The organism is Streptomyces sp. NPDC058880 (genome assembly GCF_042742535.1).
Classification (GTDB): Bacteria; Actinomycetota; Actinomycetes; order Streptomycetales; family Streptomycetaceae; genus Streptomyces.
In genome coordinates, this window is the sequence record NZ_JBHYMC010000063.1 from 28,773 (window position 1) to 42,762 (window position 13,990).

General features: G+C 74.0%; 15 protein-coding genes. 10 read left to right on the forward strand and 5 right to left on the reverse strand.

The genetic code is table 11. The features are described from left to right. Positions 1–63 precede the first annotated feature (63 nt). From ACFW2G_RS27245 to ACFW2G_RS27260, 4 genes are all read right to left on the reverse strand, one after another. Positions 64–1,170 carry an ABC transporter ATP-binding protein gene (locus ACFW2G_RS27245; protein WP_384454003.1) on the reverse strand — a complete coding sequence of 369 codons (1,107 nt, stop codon included), beginning with the start codon at positions 1,168–1,170 and terminating at the stop codon, positions 64–66. 8 nt (positions 1,171–1,178) lie between these two features. After that, positions 1,179–2,024: an ABC transporter permease gene (locus tag ACFW2G_RS27250; protein ID WP_384454006.1), complete on the reverse strand. Its 846-nt coding sequence runs from the start codon at positions 2,022–2,024 to the stop codon at positions 1,179–1,181. Beyond that, the gene (locus ACFW2G_RS27255) at positions 2,012–2,935 is read right to left on the reverse strand and encodes an ABC transporter permease (RefSeq protein ID WP_384583680.1); all 924 of its coding nucleotides are present in this window, start codon (positions 2,933–2,935) and stop codon (positions 2,012–2,014) included. Before ACFW2G_RS27255 ends, ACFW2G_RS27250 begins: the two co-directional genes overlap by 13 nt. Before the next feature lie 65 nt (positions 2,936–3,000). Then, complete coding sequence (locus tag ACFW2G_RS27260; RefSeq protein ID WP_384583725.1) at positions 3,001–4,146, reverse strand: ABC transporter substrate-binding protein; 1,146 nt, start codon at positions 4,144–4,146, stop codon at positions 3,001–3,003. 274 nt (positions 4,147–4,420) lie between these two features. On the opposite strand from ACFW2G_RS27260, the gene ACFW2G_RS27265 reads away from it, so the two are divergent. Next, a complete protein-coding gene (locus tag ACFW2G_RS27265; protein WP_037928878.1) occupies positions 4,421–5,176 on the forward strand; it encodes a GntR family transcriptional regulator in 756 nt (251 codons plus the stop codon). A 155-nt stretch (positions 5,177–5,331) separates the two neighbouring features. On the opposite strand, the gene ACFW2G_RS27270 is transcribed toward ACFW2G_RS27265, so the two are convergent. After that, positions 5,332–6,582 (reverse strand): MFS transporter, encoded by a 1,251-nt coding sequence (locus tag ACFW2G_RS27270; RefSeq protein WP_384583728.1) that lies wholly within the window; start codon positions 6,580–6,582, stop codon positions 5,332–5,334. Between the two features lie 136 nt (positions 6,583–6,718). Here ACFW2G_RS27270 and ACFW2G_RS27275 point away from each other — a divergent pair, with 136 nt between their 5' ends. The 9 genes from ACFW2G_RS27275 to ACFW2G_RS27315 form a co-directional block, all read left to right on the forward strand. Further along, complete coding sequence (locus ACFW2G_RS27275; protein ID WP_384583683.1) at positions 6,719–7,150, forward strand: VOC family protein; 432 nt, start codon at positions 6,719–6,721, stop codon at positions 7,148–7,150. Positions 7,151–7,464: 314 nt separating this feature from the next. Continuing rightward, a complete protein-coding gene (locus ACFW2G_RS27280) occupies positions 7,465–8,349 on the forward strand; it encodes a CAP domain-containing protein (protein ID WP_037928884.1) in 885 nt (294 codons plus the stop codon). A 200-nt stretch (positions 8,350–8,549) separates the two neighbouring features. After that, a complete protein-coding gene (locus ACFW2G_RS27285; protein WP_384454019.1) occupies positions 8,550–9,107 on the forward strand; it encodes a hypothetical protein in 558 nt (185 codons plus the stop codon). A gap of 308 nt (positions 9,108–9,415) precedes the next feature. Next, positions 9,416–10,180 (forward strand): thioredoxin family protein, encoded by a 765-nt coding sequence (locus ACFW2G_RS27290; protein ID WP_384454022.1) that lies wholly within the window; start codon positions 9,416–9,418, stop codon positions 10,178–10,180. After that, positions 10,177–10,791 (forward strand): TlpA family protein disulfide reductase, encoded by a 615-nt coding sequence (locus ACFW2G_RS27295; protein ID WP_384454025.1) that lies wholly within the window; start codon positions 10,177–10,179, stop codon positions 10,789–10,791. Before ACFW2G_RS27290 ends, ACFW2G_RS27295 begins: the two co-directional genes overlap by 4 nt. A gap of 273 nt (positions 10,792–11,064) precedes the next feature. Next, positions 11,065–11,640, forward strand: a complete 576-nt coding sequence (locus ACFW2G_RS27300; RefSeq protein WP_384454028.1) for a hypothetical protein — start codon at positions 11,065–11,067, stop codon at positions 11,638–11,640. A gap of 153 nt (positions 11,641–11,793) precedes the next feature. Further along, positions 11,794–12,354: an HPP family protein gene (locus tag ACFW2G_RS27305; protein WP_384454031.1), complete on the forward strand. Its 561-nt coding sequence runs from the start codon at positions 11,794–11,796 to the stop codon at positions 12,352–12,354. Between the two features lie 32 nt (positions 12,355–12,386). After that, positions 12,387–13,106 (forward strand): response regulator transcription factor, encoded by a 720-nt coding sequence (locus tag ACFW2G_RS27310; RefSeq protein ID WP_384454034.1) that lies wholly within the window; start codon positions 12,387–12,389, stop codon positions 13,104–13,106. Continuing rightward, the coding region (locus ACFW2G_RS27315; protein ID WP_384681077.1) for a HAMP domain-containing protein at positions 13,103–13,990 on the forward strand (888 nt) is incomplete at its 3' end. The genes ACFW2G_RS27310 and ACFW2G_RS27315, both read left to right, overlap by 4 nt.

The following is a 13,990-nucleotide window of genomic DNA, read 5'->3' on the forward strand; positions in this document are numbered from 1 at the left end:
CGCGGCCGGGCGGCCGTGGTACGGGCGGACTCGGGCGGGTGCTGCCGCGCGGATGTCCGCGGATCAGCTCGCGCGCGGGGCCACCAGGACCGGACGGTCCGGCAGCGCCAGGCGGACGGGCGCGCCGGCGGCCAGGTGGCCCGCATCGTGTGCGGGGACGTCGGCCTTGACCAGGGTGCCGTCGGCCAGGGCGACGGACACGCGGACCGTGGCGCCCAGGAACGAGGTGCCGAGGACTCGGCCCTCCCCCGCCTCGTCGGCGGTGACCCCCAGCGACTCGGGCCGTACGAGGACGTCGACGTCGGTGCCGTCCCCGGTGCTCGGCGGGGTGCCGTCGACGGCGAGCTCGCGGCCCAGGACCGCGACGGTCGCGCCGGAGGCGAGCAGCCTGCCCGGGATGCGGCTCATGGTGCCGACGAACTCGGCGACGAAGGCGGTGGCGGGACGGGCGTACAGCTCGGCCGGGGCCGCGCACTGCTCCAGGCGGCCGGCGCGCATGACCGCGACGCGGTCGGCCATGGACAGCGCCTCCTCCTGGTCGTGGGTGATGAAGAGGGTGGTGATGCCCAGTTCCTGCTGGAGGCGGCGGATCTCCTCGCGCAGGGTCAGGCGCACCTTGGCGTCGAGGGCGGACAGCGGCTCGTCGAGGAGGAGCACGCGCGGTCGCAGGGCGAGGGCGCGGGCCAGTGCGACGCGCTGCTGCTGGCCGCCGGAGAGCTGGTGGGGGAAGCGGTCGCCCTTGTCGGCGAGGCCCACGAGTTCGAGGAGTTCCGCGGCGCGGGCGCGCCGCTCGGCGGTGCGGACCCGGCGCATCCGCAGTCCGAACGCCACGTTGTCGAGGGCGTTCAGGTGCGGGAAGAGGCTGTAGGACTGGAAGACCATGCCGGCGTCGCGTCGGTGCGCGGGAACCGCGGTGACGTCATTGCCGTCGACGAGGATCTCACCGGAGTCGGGGTGTTCGAAGCCCGCCAGCATGCGCAGCGCGGTGGTCTTGCCGCAGCCGGACGGGCCGAGCAGGGCGAGGAGTTCACCGGGGCGCACGGTGAGGTCGAGTCCGTCCAGGGCGGTGGTGGTACCGAAGGACCGACGCAGGCCGCGCAGTTCGACGGTGGCGGCGTCGGCCGGTGCGGGCGTCGCGTTCGCGGTCGGCGCGGGTGCGGTGAGGCGCATGAGGGGTGTCATTTCCGGTCGGTGGTCGGGGAGGGGGTGCGGCGGCCGCCGCCGAAACCGGCGAGGAGCAGGAGCAGGAGCCAGGTCACCAGCAGGCTCATGACCGAGACGGCCACGGACATCTGGGCCTGTGAGCCGCTGATGTTGACGATCCAGACGGCGAACGGCCGGAAGCCGAGGAGTTGGGCGATGGTGAATTCGCCGAGGACCAGCGCGAGGGTGAGGAAGGAGGCGCTCAGGAGGGCTCCGCGCAGGTTCGGCAGCACGGCGCGCAGCAGGGCGTGCGGCAGGCTCGCGCCGCAGGAGCGGGCCGCCTCGACGAGGGTGCGGACGTCGACGGCGCGCAGTCCCGCGTCCAGGGCGCGGTGGGCGAACGGCAGCGCCATCACGGCGTAGGCGAGGACCAGGACGACCGGGAAGTCCGGGTTCTGGACGGCGACAAACGTCTGGAAGAGCGGGGTGCGGGAAAGGTGCTCGGGTCCCCACTTCAGGACGGTCCCGATGCCGGCGACAAAGGCGATGGGCGGGACGACCAGCGGCAGCGCGCACACGATCTCGACGACGGGCCGCAGCTTCGGGGCGGTCAGGCGCAGTGCCACCGTGGCGGGAACCACGAGCAGCAGCACCACCGCGATGGTGGCGGCGGCGAGTTCGAGGGAGAGGAGCAGGCTGGGCAGGAAGCCCTCGGTGTCCAGGATGCGGGTGTAGGCGTCGAGGTTCAGGCCCTGGCCCGGCACGTCGACGGTGAAGACGACCGAGGCGGCGAGCGGCACCAGGAAGTACAGGGCCGCGGCGGCGAGGACGAGGGCGCGCCAGGGGGACGCCGTGGCCGGGTGGGCGGTCAGGCGAGCCATCGGGCGCTCCGTCGTTGCAGGGGCAGGTAGACCGCCATGACCAGGCCCGCGACGAGGACCATGTCGAGGCTGAGGGCGAGGGCCACGTTCTCCTGGCCGATGAGCACGTTGCCGGAGATCGCGTCGGCGATCTGGAGCGTGACCAGCGGGACCGAGCTGCCGACCATCGCGGCGGCGGTGGCGTACGCGGCGAAGGCGCTGCCGAAGAGGAGGACGAGGCCGCCGAGGAGGGAGGGGGCGAGCACGGGCAGGGCGACGTGCTGCCAGTACTGGCGGTGGGTGGCGCCGTTGTTCTGGGCGGCCTCGCGCCACTGGGTGCGCAGCCCGTCGAGGGCGGGAGTGATGGTGAGGACCATGAGGGGGACCAGGAAGTACAGGTAGACGAGGACCAGGCCCCAGAAGCTGTAGAGGTTCCAGCCGGTGCCGGTCAGGCCCAGCTCGCGGGTGAGGACGCCGGAGTTGCCGAGGGTGGCGACGAAGGCGAAGGCGAGGGGGACGCCGCCGAAGTTGGCGAGGACTCCGGAGGCGGTCAGGACGGCTTCGCGCAGGCCCCGCAGCGGGGAGGTGACGATCGCCTGGGCGAGGAGGAGGCCGAGGAGGGCGGCGAGGACCGCGGAAGTGGCGGACAGCTCCACGCTGCCGACGAGCGCGGTGAGGTAGGCGCCCTGCAAGGAGGCGGTCAGATTGCCGAGGCCGTACGAGGCGGTGCCGCTGGCCGGGTCCCGGACGCTGAAGGCGCCGTCGAGCATGGCGGCGGCGGGCAGGCCGAAGGCGATCGCGGTGAACAGCAGCAGGGGGACGACGGCGAGTGCGCCGGAGCGGCGGGCCCGCCGCCGCCCGGTCCGGACGGCGGGGGCGGCGGGGGCCGCCGGGGCGGCCGCGGGTGACGCGGCCGCTGTGCGGGATGTCATGTCGGTGGTCATGGGTGTCGTGTCAGTGCTCGTATCGGAGGTCGTTGCCGTGGCCCGGCCGGCGGTCAGCCGGCGACCGCCTTGCCCCAGCTCTGGGCCAGGACGCCCTTGGCCGCGGTCTGCTGGGCCTCCGTGGGGAAGGTCGGGGTGCCGCTGACCTGCGGGAGCCTTGCGGCGGCGGCCTTGTCGAGGGTTCCGGCCCCTTCCATGGTGCTCATGAGCACCGGGCGGGCATAGCCCTTCAGCCACAGGTTCTGGCCTTCGGGGCTGTAGAGCCACTCCTGCCACAGCCGGGCGGCGGCGGGGTGCGGGGCGTCCTTGTTGATGGCCTGGGCGTAGAACTGCGCGTACTTGCCGTCTTCGGGGACGGCGACCTTCCAGTCGACGCCCTTGCCCTTGAACTGGTCGGCGTAGCCGGCGTTCAGGTAGTCCCAGTCGATGCTGATGGGCGTCTCGCCCTTCTCGACGGTCGCCGGGGTGGACTCGACGGGGGTGTAGTTGCCGTTCTTCTTCAGCTGCCCGAAGAAGTCGATGCCGGGCTGAATGTCGTCGAGGGAGCCGCCGTTCGCGAGGGCGGCCGCGTAGACGCCGCCGAAGGCGGAGCCGGACTTGGTGGGGTTGCCGTTGAGCGCGACCTGGCCCTTGTACTCGGGCTTGAGGAGGTCCTTGAAGCTGGTGGGGCAGTTCTTGACGCGGCTCGCGTCGCAGCCGATGGAGATGTAGCCGCCGTAGTCGTTGTACCAGCGCGCCTGGTCGTCCCGCTGCGCCGAGGGGATGTCGCCGTACGCGGCGACCTTGTACGGGGCGAACAGGCCCTGCTGGGCGCCGCTGACGGCGAAGGAGGTGCCGAGGTCGAGGACGTCGGGGGCGCGGTCCTGGCCCTTGCGGCTGGTGACGGCGTTGATCTCGTCCTGGCTGCTGCCGTCGGGGTTCTCCACCTCGACCTTGATCCCGTACTTCTCGGTGAACCCGTCGATGACGGCGCCGTAGTTGGCCCAGTCGCGGGGCAGGGCCATGGCGTGCAGGACGCCTTCCTTCTTGGCGGCCTCGACGAGGGCGTCCATGCCGCCGAAGTCCGCCGCGGAGGTCGCGGTGGCGGCGTCCTTGCCGGTGGCGGTCTTGTTGTCGGCCTTCTCGGGGGCCGCGCCGCAGGCGGTGAGGGCGAGGGCTACGACGGCGAGGCAGCCGGCGAGGGCGGCGTTTCTCGGCAGGGACACGGTCTCTCCTGGGAGGTTGCGCGAGGGAGCGCGGGCAGGGATGGGAGCGGTACGGCGGACCCGAAGGCGCCGAGGCCAACTTGTCTGAACAAGTTGGCCTCAGTAGGCCCGGCATCCATGACCTTCGGGTGAACGGAAGGCGACGGATTCCAGCCAACAAACTGGACACTCTGCACTCGTTTCGATCCGCGCGGCCCTGCGCTTACGCTGTACGCGCCAAGTGCATTGCGCACAGCCAGCGTTATGACGAGGGACGGGAACACAGCCGATGACGGCCCGGCACGAGGAGATCGCCGAGGAACTGCGCCGGGCGATCGACCGCGAGGAGTACGCGGTGGGGGCACTGCTACCGGCCGAGACGGAGCTGGCGGCACGCTTCGGGGTCTCCCGCGGCACCGTCCGCCAGGCCGTGCTCGCCCTGACCTCCGAGGGGCTGATCGGATCCCGGCAGGGCGCGCGGCGCGTGGTGCTGGCCAGCCGCCGCAGCCAGAGCTTCACCGAGCTGCGCAGCTTCGCCCAGTGGGCGGCGGCCATGGGCCGTACGGCGACCGGCCGGGTGGTGTCGTCACAGGTCCGGCCGGCCACCGACCGGGACGTCATGTGGCTCCAGGTGGAGCCGGGCGCACCCGTGCTGCACGTCCTGCGCGTGCGCGGTCTGGACAGCGAGCCCGTCCTGCTGGAGCGCACCGTGTACGCCGACTGGATCGCGCCGGCCGTCGAGCGCATCGAGCCGGACTGCCCGTCGGTGACCCAGCGCCTCCTGGACGACACGGGGCTGGTGTTCGCGTACGGGGAGCACCTCATCGACGCGGTCGCGGCGGGGTCACGCGACGCCGAGCTGCTCCACGTGCGGCGCACCAGCCCGTTGTTGAGGGTGCGCCGCATGACCACCACGCGTGACGGCCGGCCGGTCGAGTGGTCCGACGACCGCTACCGCTCCGACGCGGTGGGCTTCAGCGTCCACAACTCGATCGGCAGCAACGCCCTGGCCCGCCGCACGGGCCCGGCCCTCGACGACGCGTGAGCGCACCCCCTCCGGACCGGGTGAGGGCGGCCGCGCCGGAGGGGACGGCGGAAGCGGTCGCACCGGATGCCGGCGCCGGCGGGTCGGCCGGGTTCAGGTCCTCCCGGACCGCTCTCCGGCGGCCGTGTGCTCGCCGCTGCCGGCGCACGGAGCCCTCAGCGACCGTCTCGCTGCCCGCCGCTGACGACGGTACGGCCCTCCGGTACCCGGCGCGGCAGCAGGAGCGGGGTGGCCATGGCGAGGACACCGGCGATCGCGATCGCCGCGCGCGGTCCGGTGGCGAAGGCCAGCAGCCCCCACAGGGCGGTCAGCGCGGCGATGGCGGCCTTTCCGGAGACCGACCAGGCGAGCAGGGTGCGGGCGGCCAGGTCCGCCGGGGTCCGCTCCAGCCGGCAGGTGGCCAGCACCGGGTTGAAGACGCCCATGCAGGTGATCAGCCCGAACTCGACGGCCATGACGAGCACGAGCCCGGACGGGCCCGGCCCGACGAAGGCCAGCCACGGCAGCCAGCACGCCCGCAGCGCCCCCGCGGTCAGCAGGACCCGGTGCCGGCCGAACCGCTCGGCGAGCCGCGCCGCCAGCCGCGAGCCGATCAGGCCGCCCACGCACGGCACGGCGAAGGCGAGTCCGTACTGCCAGGGTGCGAACCCGAGCGGACCGAGCATGAGGACGGCCAGCAGCGGCGAGGTCGCCATGATCAGGCCGCTGACCAGGGCCGTGTTGAGGAACAGCGGGCGCAGCACGGGGTCGGTCAGGATGTGCCGCCAGCCTGCGGACAGGTCGCCGGCCCACATCCGTCGCGGCGGTGCGGCCGGCGCGGGACGCGGCTCCGGTCCGCCGATGGCGCGGATCCCGGCAGCCGAGAGCAGGTGACTGACCGCGTTGGCCAGGACGGTCACCACCGGCCCGAACGCGGCGATCGCGGCCCCGCCGAGCGGCGGTCCGAGCAGGGTGGCGGTCCACGTGGTGGATTCGAGGCGGCCGTTCGCGACGAGCAGGTCCTGCGGCGGGACGAGTTCCTTCAGGCACGCGCCGCCGGCCGCGGTGAAGGCGATTCCGGCCGCGCCGACCACGACCGAGACGAGCAGGAGCTGGGCGAAGGTGAGCCCGTCGAGGGCGAACGCCACCGGCACGCTCGTCAGCGCCGCGAACCGGGCCAGGTCCATGGCGATCATCACCGGTCTCTTGGGGCGCGACTCCACCCACGGTCCGAGCGACAGCGCCAGGACCGCCCCGACCGCGGGTCCGACGGCCGCCAGCAGCGACACCCGAGTGGTCCCGGCGTGCAGCACGAGGATCGCGATCAGGGGGAACGCGTCGAAGGCGAGCCAGGTGCCGAGCGTGCTGACGGCGTACGAGGTCCACAGCCACCGGAACCGCCGGCCCAGCGACCGCCCGTCCGCCATGATCAGTCCGCCCCCGCTCACCGTCCGGACGCCCTCGCGCCGCCCAGGGGATCAAAGCGAGTCGCGCACCGGCAGGTCAACCTGACACGGGTCGCGGCCGCCTGAGCGGGCCCGGCCCAGGCGCTACGGTGGCGGAATGGAACAGCGCATCAGCCTGGTCACCCTGGGGGTCGTGGACCTCGCCCGCGCCAAGAGCTTCTACACGGCGCTCGGCTGGCGCGGCACCGAGGTCGAGGAGACGGTCTTCCACCAGGCCGGCGGCCTGGCCCTGGTCCTGTGGGACCGTCGGAAGTTGGCCGCGGACTGCGGTCTCCCGGACGGCCCGCCGACCGGCTTCGGCGGTATCGCCCTGGCCCACAACGTGCGCACCGACGCGGAGGTGAACGCCGTCCTCGCCGCCGCCGTGGCAGCAGGCGGCACGGTCACGCGACCGGCCTCCGTCAACGCCATCGGCTTCTACTCGGGCGTCTTCACCGACCCCGACGGCCACGCGTGGGAGATCGCCCACCATCCCGGCTTCACCTTGGCCGAGGACGGCTCCCTCGTCCTGCCCGACTTCGACGGGTAGCGCATATCGGGGTGGGGAAGCGGGTACGCGTCCTGGGGCAACAGCGGCCCCGGGACGCTCTCTTGTGTCGCATGCGGGTCCGAAAGCGGGCCCGGCGGGCTCCGCAGCGCCCGGACGACGGCATCGGGTCGGGATGCGTCACCCCCCGGCGGACCGGGCCGAGTTGGGACGATTGCCCGGCTCATCCCTGCGCTGATCCTGCGGGCTTCCTTAAGGGAACGTGAAGAACCCCTTCTGGGCGTCCTTTTCGCTGGTCACCGACCTAGGCTCGGGCGGACCCCCCTCCTCCTCTTCTCTTGCGAGGTGTTACCGGCATGAGCCGCAGCCGAACTCCCCAAACGTCGACCCGCGTCGAGGCCCGGCGGAAGAAGACGGTGCGCACGCGCATCGTGCTGTCCGTCACCACGGCCGCCGCGGTGGTGGCGGTGGGGGTCGCGGTGGCCGACTCCGGCGATGACGCGCGTACCGACCGGCGCGCCGACGCCGCCGGCTCGTCCTCCGGGACGGCGACCCCCTCCCCCGACGCCGCCTCGCCCACCGCCGACGCCCCGACCACGACGAGCGCCGACGCGTCGCCGACGCCCGACGCCTCGGCCTCGGCGTCCGCGACGCCCACGGAGCCGGCTACGGCGGAGAGCAGCACCCCGGCCACGACCGAGCCCTCCCCCGCCGCCAAGCCCGCACGCAAGCCGGCCACCACGACGGGTGGCGGCTCCGGCAGCACGGGCGGCGGGGGCGGCAGCACCGGCGGGAGCGGCAGCACGGGCGGCTCCGGTGGCGGGGGCAGCACCGGCGGGGGCGGCGGCACCGTCAACACGGACGCCGAGTCCGCCGTGCTCGCCCTGGTCAACAAGGAGCGGGCGGCGGCCGGATGCGGCGCCGTGACCGTCAACTCCCAGCTGAGTGCCGCCGCCCGGGGGTACAGCGACACCATGGCCCGCGCTGGCGTCATGTCACACACCGGTCCGGACGGGTCCACCATGACCAGCCGGGTGGAGGCCGCCGGCTACCGCTGGTCCAACCTGGGCGAGAACATAGCCCGCGGGCAGGCCGACGCGAACGCCGTCATGAAGGCGTGGATGAACAGCTCCGGCCACCGGGCCAACATCCTCAACTGCGCCTTCAAGGAGATCGGCATAGGTGTCCACAAGGGCGACGGGGGCCCGTGGTGGACCCAGAACTTCGGCGCCCCGAGGTAGTCGGCCCCACCCGAGAAGCCTGCGGGGCGCCCCCCACACACCGCCCCCACCCACCCCCCACAGCCGCGTCCCCCCACCCGTATGCGGGTGGGGGGACGTCGGCGTCCGCGCCCGCCCCGGCCCCGGGGCCGGCCTGCGGGCTGGGGCGGTTTCGGGGGAGCCGGTGACGGACCGGCCGGGCCGTCGGACACTATGGGGCCGTGCCCCGAACTTCGCGCTACCTGCTCATATGGCTGTCCTGCACGGCCGCCAGCGTGACCGCCGTGCTCGCGACGGTCCAGTTCGTGGTCGGTTCGACCCGGCATACGCCCCCGGTCGCACGGTCCGCCCCGACGGTCATCGACACGCCTCCCGCATGGCAGGCGGGGAGCCCGTCCCCGAGCACGCCGTCGCCGACCGCGTCGGCCGGCCCCTCCCCCACGGCGTCGCAGAGCCCCTCCCCCACGACGGCCGCCCCCACGCCCGTCAAGGCCACGTCGGGTGCGCCCAAGACCCCCGCCCCGAGGAAGGTCGACTGTGCGGAGGGCGGGGCCGGCCTGTACACCGTCCCCACACAGGGCGGCAAGGTGACGGTGCGGTACGGCAGCCGGGGCGTGTGCCTGATCTCAGCGGTCCCCGGCCGCGGCTTCAGGACCACCACCTCACAGACCTCGGACAGCACCCTCACGGTCACCTTCACCAGCTCCGACCACAAGTCGGTCGTCACGGCGACGATCGATCCCAGCGCGAAGGCCAGCGTCCGCGAATCGTCCTTCTGAGCTCCGCCCGCCCTTCCGCCCCCCTTGGCCGTCCGTGCCCCGTTCGCCGGGTCAACACCTTCTGTCCGCCCTTGAGGTGGTTCCGGCGAAGCGGAAGGTGAGCTCTTCCTTAGGGCAAGCTCATGATCGCGCCGAGGCGGTTGCGCAGGTCCCGAACGGTCCTATGCTCGCGTCAGCCGAGCAGCCCTCGGTGCCGGGGCAGGGCGCCCCGGCGCACCCTCGGGCCGCCGGCTCCGCCGAGCCCGTGGGCGCTTCGCCCATCCCGCAGTCCGACCGTGCCCTGGGGTGTCTTCGTCATGAGTTCTCGCATGCTCCGACCCGTCCGCGCCGACCGCCGAACGACATCGCCCCGGTCCGCCGCACTCCGGGGAAGACGGCTGCCGCTGGTCGTCGCGGCCGTCGTCGCGGCAGGCCTGGCCTCGGCCTGCGGACCGTCCTCCGAGCCCGTCGGCTCCACCGCCGCAGCCGCGACGGCCGACCGGTCCGCGCAGCCCTTCCCCACCGAATCGCCGTCCGCGACGGCCTCCTCCGAGGCTTCCCCGACGGCGTCGGCCTCGCCGTCCGCGTCCGCGTCGCCCTCCGCCTCGGCGACCCCCTCCCGGACACCGTCCGGTTCCGCGTCGGCCCGCGGCGGTGCCCCCGCGCCGGTCCGCACGTCCGCCGCACCGGCCCCGGCCAAGGTGCCCGGCCCCGGCTACGACAGCTCCGCCGACGCGCAGAAGCAGATCGACGCGGCCCTGCGTGCGTCCAGGGCCGACGGGCGGATGGTCCTGCTCGACTTCGGTGCGAACTGGTGCGGCAACTGCAAGGCCGCGGACAAGGTGTTCGCCCAGTCGCAGACCGCCGGGATCCTCGGCGCCTCGTACCACCTGGTCAAGGTGGACATCGGCGGCAACAGCCCGGCCAACTCGGCGCTGCTGCGCACGTACAGCCCCTCGGGCGGCACCTACACCCTGCCGGTCCTGGTCGTCGTCTCGCCGTCCGGCACGGTGCGCACCGACACCCACGTCACGGGCAACCCGTCACTGACCTCGGAGGGCATCAACGCCTTCCTGCGCAAGTGGGCTTCATGAGACGACCGGGACGCACGTCACCCGTCGCCCCGGCCGTCACCGGCCTCGCCGTGGCGGCCGCCCTGGCCGCCGCCGGCCTCTGGACGGACGACCGCCCCGCCGCGGGACTCCCTGCCGGACAGCCGGGCACGGTCGGCGCCGCGGCCGGGGCGAAGGTCATGGCTCCCGGCATCCGGCCGGACGCGCCCGCCCTCGCCGGTGCGGACCTGGACGGCAGGCGGGTCGCGCTCGGTGACTTCCGGGGGCAGGTCGTCGTCCTGAACGCCTGGGGCTCCCGGTGCGACCCCTGCCGCGCGGAGGCGGACGACCTGGAACGGCTCAGCCGGCAGACCCGGGCCGACGGAGTCCGGTTCCTCGGGATCAACACCCGGGACCCGGACCGGGCGGCGGCCCGGTCCTTCGTACGCGCCCACGGCCTGACGTTCCCCAGCTTCCACGACCCCGACGGCGACCTCCTGCTTCGGTTCCCGCCCTCCCTGGTCGACCCTCACGCCGTCCCCTCGGTCCTGGTGATCGACCGGCGCGGACGCGTCGCCGCCGCCCTCGGGGGCGCCGTCACCGACGAGCAGCTGCGGCCCCTGCTCACCCGCCTCCTGGCCGAGGAGCCGTGACGGCGGGCGCGGCGGGCGCCCGCGCCGGACGGCGACCGGCGCGCCGCCGTCTGCCCCGGGGTTCACGGCGGTCCTCGTCCACGGGGCCCTGCCGACGGCCGCGTAGTGTCGGGTCAGGGGCACGTCCGTCCCAGCCGCGCCGGCCCGGCGTCGGACGCCGGGCGCCGGGCGCCTGCGGACCGGGCGAGCACCACTGCCCCGGGGGCCCCGACCCGTACGAACCGGACTCGTGCACGACACGCGACACAGAGGCACAGAGGCACAGAGGCACAGATGAACGTTTCCACGCAGGCGGGGCACTCCCGCACGGTCCGCGCCGCGGCTGCTCTCCTCTCCCTGGCCGCGCTCTCGGCCTGCGGCGGGCAGCACGTGACCGGCGCCGCCCCTCCCACCGTCGCCGCCCCCACGACGCGCTTCTCCGAGAACGGCGTCACCGTCACGCTGTCGGTGTCGGACTGGAAGGGCTCAGAGGGCACCCTCACCGCGGTGTTCACGCCGGAGAAGAAGGGCTTCCACCTGTACAGCACCGAACTGCCGGAAGCCGGCGTCGAGGGGGTCGGCCGGCCGACCGCGGTGGCGGTCACCGGAGCCCTGAAGGCGAACGGCCACCTGACGGCGGCCGCCGGGGTACGGTCCATCAGCGTGCCCGGTGTCGACGCCCGGGTCCCCGTCTACCCGGACGGCCCCGTCACCACGGCGCTGCCCGTCCGCGCCGACGGGCACGGAGACGCGACGGTACTGGTCGGCTACGCGAGCTGCAGCACGCGGGAAGGCTGCACCATCCCGGTGTCCGACCGCCCCGTGCGGCTGCGCGTCACCGGTGAGGGCCCGGTGTTCGAGCTTCCCTGACGGCGGGTCTCCGGCGGGGAGCGGACCCGGTGGGCGCCCGGTTCGGGCGGCTTCGTATGATCCTGGGGTGTTCGCGGCCGCGTCCGCCGCCCCTGCCGTTCACCGCCGGACGGACGCGCGTCCGCCGGCCCTCCCGCGAAGACGCCATCGCCCTTGAGCACCGACCAGACCGCCCCCGAGCGGGCGCGGCCGCGCCCGTCCACGAACGCACGCGGCCGGATTCTGCCGCACCTCGCCGGACGCGCCCCGGCTCCGACGCCGGGCAGCGTCCTGCACGGCGTGAGCGGCGCCACCGCCGTGATGCTGCTCCTGGTGGCCATCGGCGCCGCCCTCCACGAGCCCGTCCTCATCCCTCCGCTGGCCGCGTCCGCGGCGATCGTGCACAGCGCGCCCGGTCTGCCGCTGGCCCAGCCCCGCAGTGTGATCGCCGGCCACCTGCTCTGTGCGGCCGTCGGATACGCGGGACTCGCCGCCTTCGGCAGCTCGCCCTGGGTGGCCGCCCTCGCGGCGGGGCTCGCCCTCGCCGTGATGACCGTGGCCCGGACCCCGCACTCGCCAGCCTGCGCGACCGCCGTCGTCATCGTCCTGGGGACGCCCGACCCGCGCACCTTCGTACCGCTGCTGGCCGGGGCGGCGCTGCTCGTCGTCCTCGCGGGCGTCGCCCTCTCGCGCGCCCGCCGCACCGGACCCCGCTACCCGCAGTACTGGTGGTGAGCCCCGGCACGCCGACCCCTAAGGTGTCCCGCATGCCGAGCGTCCTGGTCGTGGAAGACGACCCCAGCATCCGCCAGTCACTGATCGAGGTCCTGGCGGAGCACGGATACGCCGTGCGCAGCGCCGCGGACGGGTTCGGCGCCCTGCGCGAGGTCACCCAGACGCCGGTCGACGCCGTGGTGCTCGACCTGGGGCTGCCCGATCTGGACGGAGGAGACGCGCTGCGGATGATCCGGGGCATATCCTCCGTACCGGTTTTGGTGGCGACCGCCCGTGACGACGAGTCGGAAATCATCAAGATCCTCAACGCGGGTGCGGACGACTACCTGGTCAAGCCCTTCTCGGGGGGCCAGCTCGTCGCGCGCCTGTCCGCGGTCCTGCGCCGCACCAGCCACGCCCCGCCCGTCGGCGGCGCGGGCGCACCGGCCGCGGCGGCGGCCGAACCACTGCGGGCCACCGTCGTGGGCGAGCTGGCGGTGGACCCGGCCGCGCGGACCGCGTACCTGGCAGGGCGGGAGCTGCGGCTCACCCGCCGCGAGTTCGACCTCCTGGCCTTCCTCGCCCACCACTCGGGGCAGGTCGTCTCCAAGCGCCGCCTGCTGACCGAAGTGTGGCGGGAGCCGTACGTGGACGACCAGACCGTCGACGTCCACCTGTCGTCCCTGCGCCGCAAGCTCGGCGAGCGCGCAGCGGCCCCGCGCTACCTGCTGACCGTCCGCGGCGTCGGCATCAAGCTGGTGGCCCCGAGGTGAGGCGCTCGCTGGCCGGAGTGGCCCTCGCCGTGACCTCCATGGTCGCCCTCTCCTTCCTCATACCGCTGGCCGCACTGGTGATGTCGTTGGTCAAGGAGCAGGGTGTCAACGCCGCCGAGCAGCGCGCGGCCGCCCTGGCACCCGTCCTGACGCTGACCACGGACCCGGACGCGCTGCGCGAGTCCGCGGCGAGCCTGGACGCGGCCGACCACTTGGTGGTGCACCTGCCGCGGTCCGGACCCCTCGGTACCTCCAAGGCCCCGCCGGCGCTGCTCAAACGGGCCCAGCAGGGGCGCGAGTCCATCTCCCAGGAGATCCCCGACGGCTGGATCTGCCTCCAGCCGGTGGTGCTGCCCGGCGAGCAGGTCGCCGTCATCGAGAACTTCGTCCCCGAGGCGGAACTCACCCGCGGGGTCAAGGAGTCGTGGGCGGTCATGGTGTTCCTCGCGGTGGGCCTGGTCGGTGGTTCCGTCGTGGTCGCCGACCGTCTCGGCGCGAAGGTGGTCCAGTCCTCGAAGCAGCTGGCGCAGGCGTCCCACGCGCTCGGCCGGGGCGACCTGGACACCCGCGTGGACCCCATGGGCCCCAGGGAGCTGCGCGACGCGGGCATCGCCTTCAACGCGATGGCCCACCGGATGACCGAGCTGCTCGCCGTGGAACGCGAGCTCGTCGCCGACCTGTCGCACCGGCTTCGTACGCCCCTGACGGCCCTGCACCTCGCGTCGGAGCGGATGGCCGGCACTCCGGAGTCGGCCAGGGTCGAGGCGGCGGTCGGCGAGCTGGAGACGGAGCTCCAGGCCATCATCGCCGCGGCGCGCACCCCCCTCGCCGTGGGCCCCATGGGCCAGGGCCTGCTCGGCACGGACCCGGCCGCGGACCCGGAC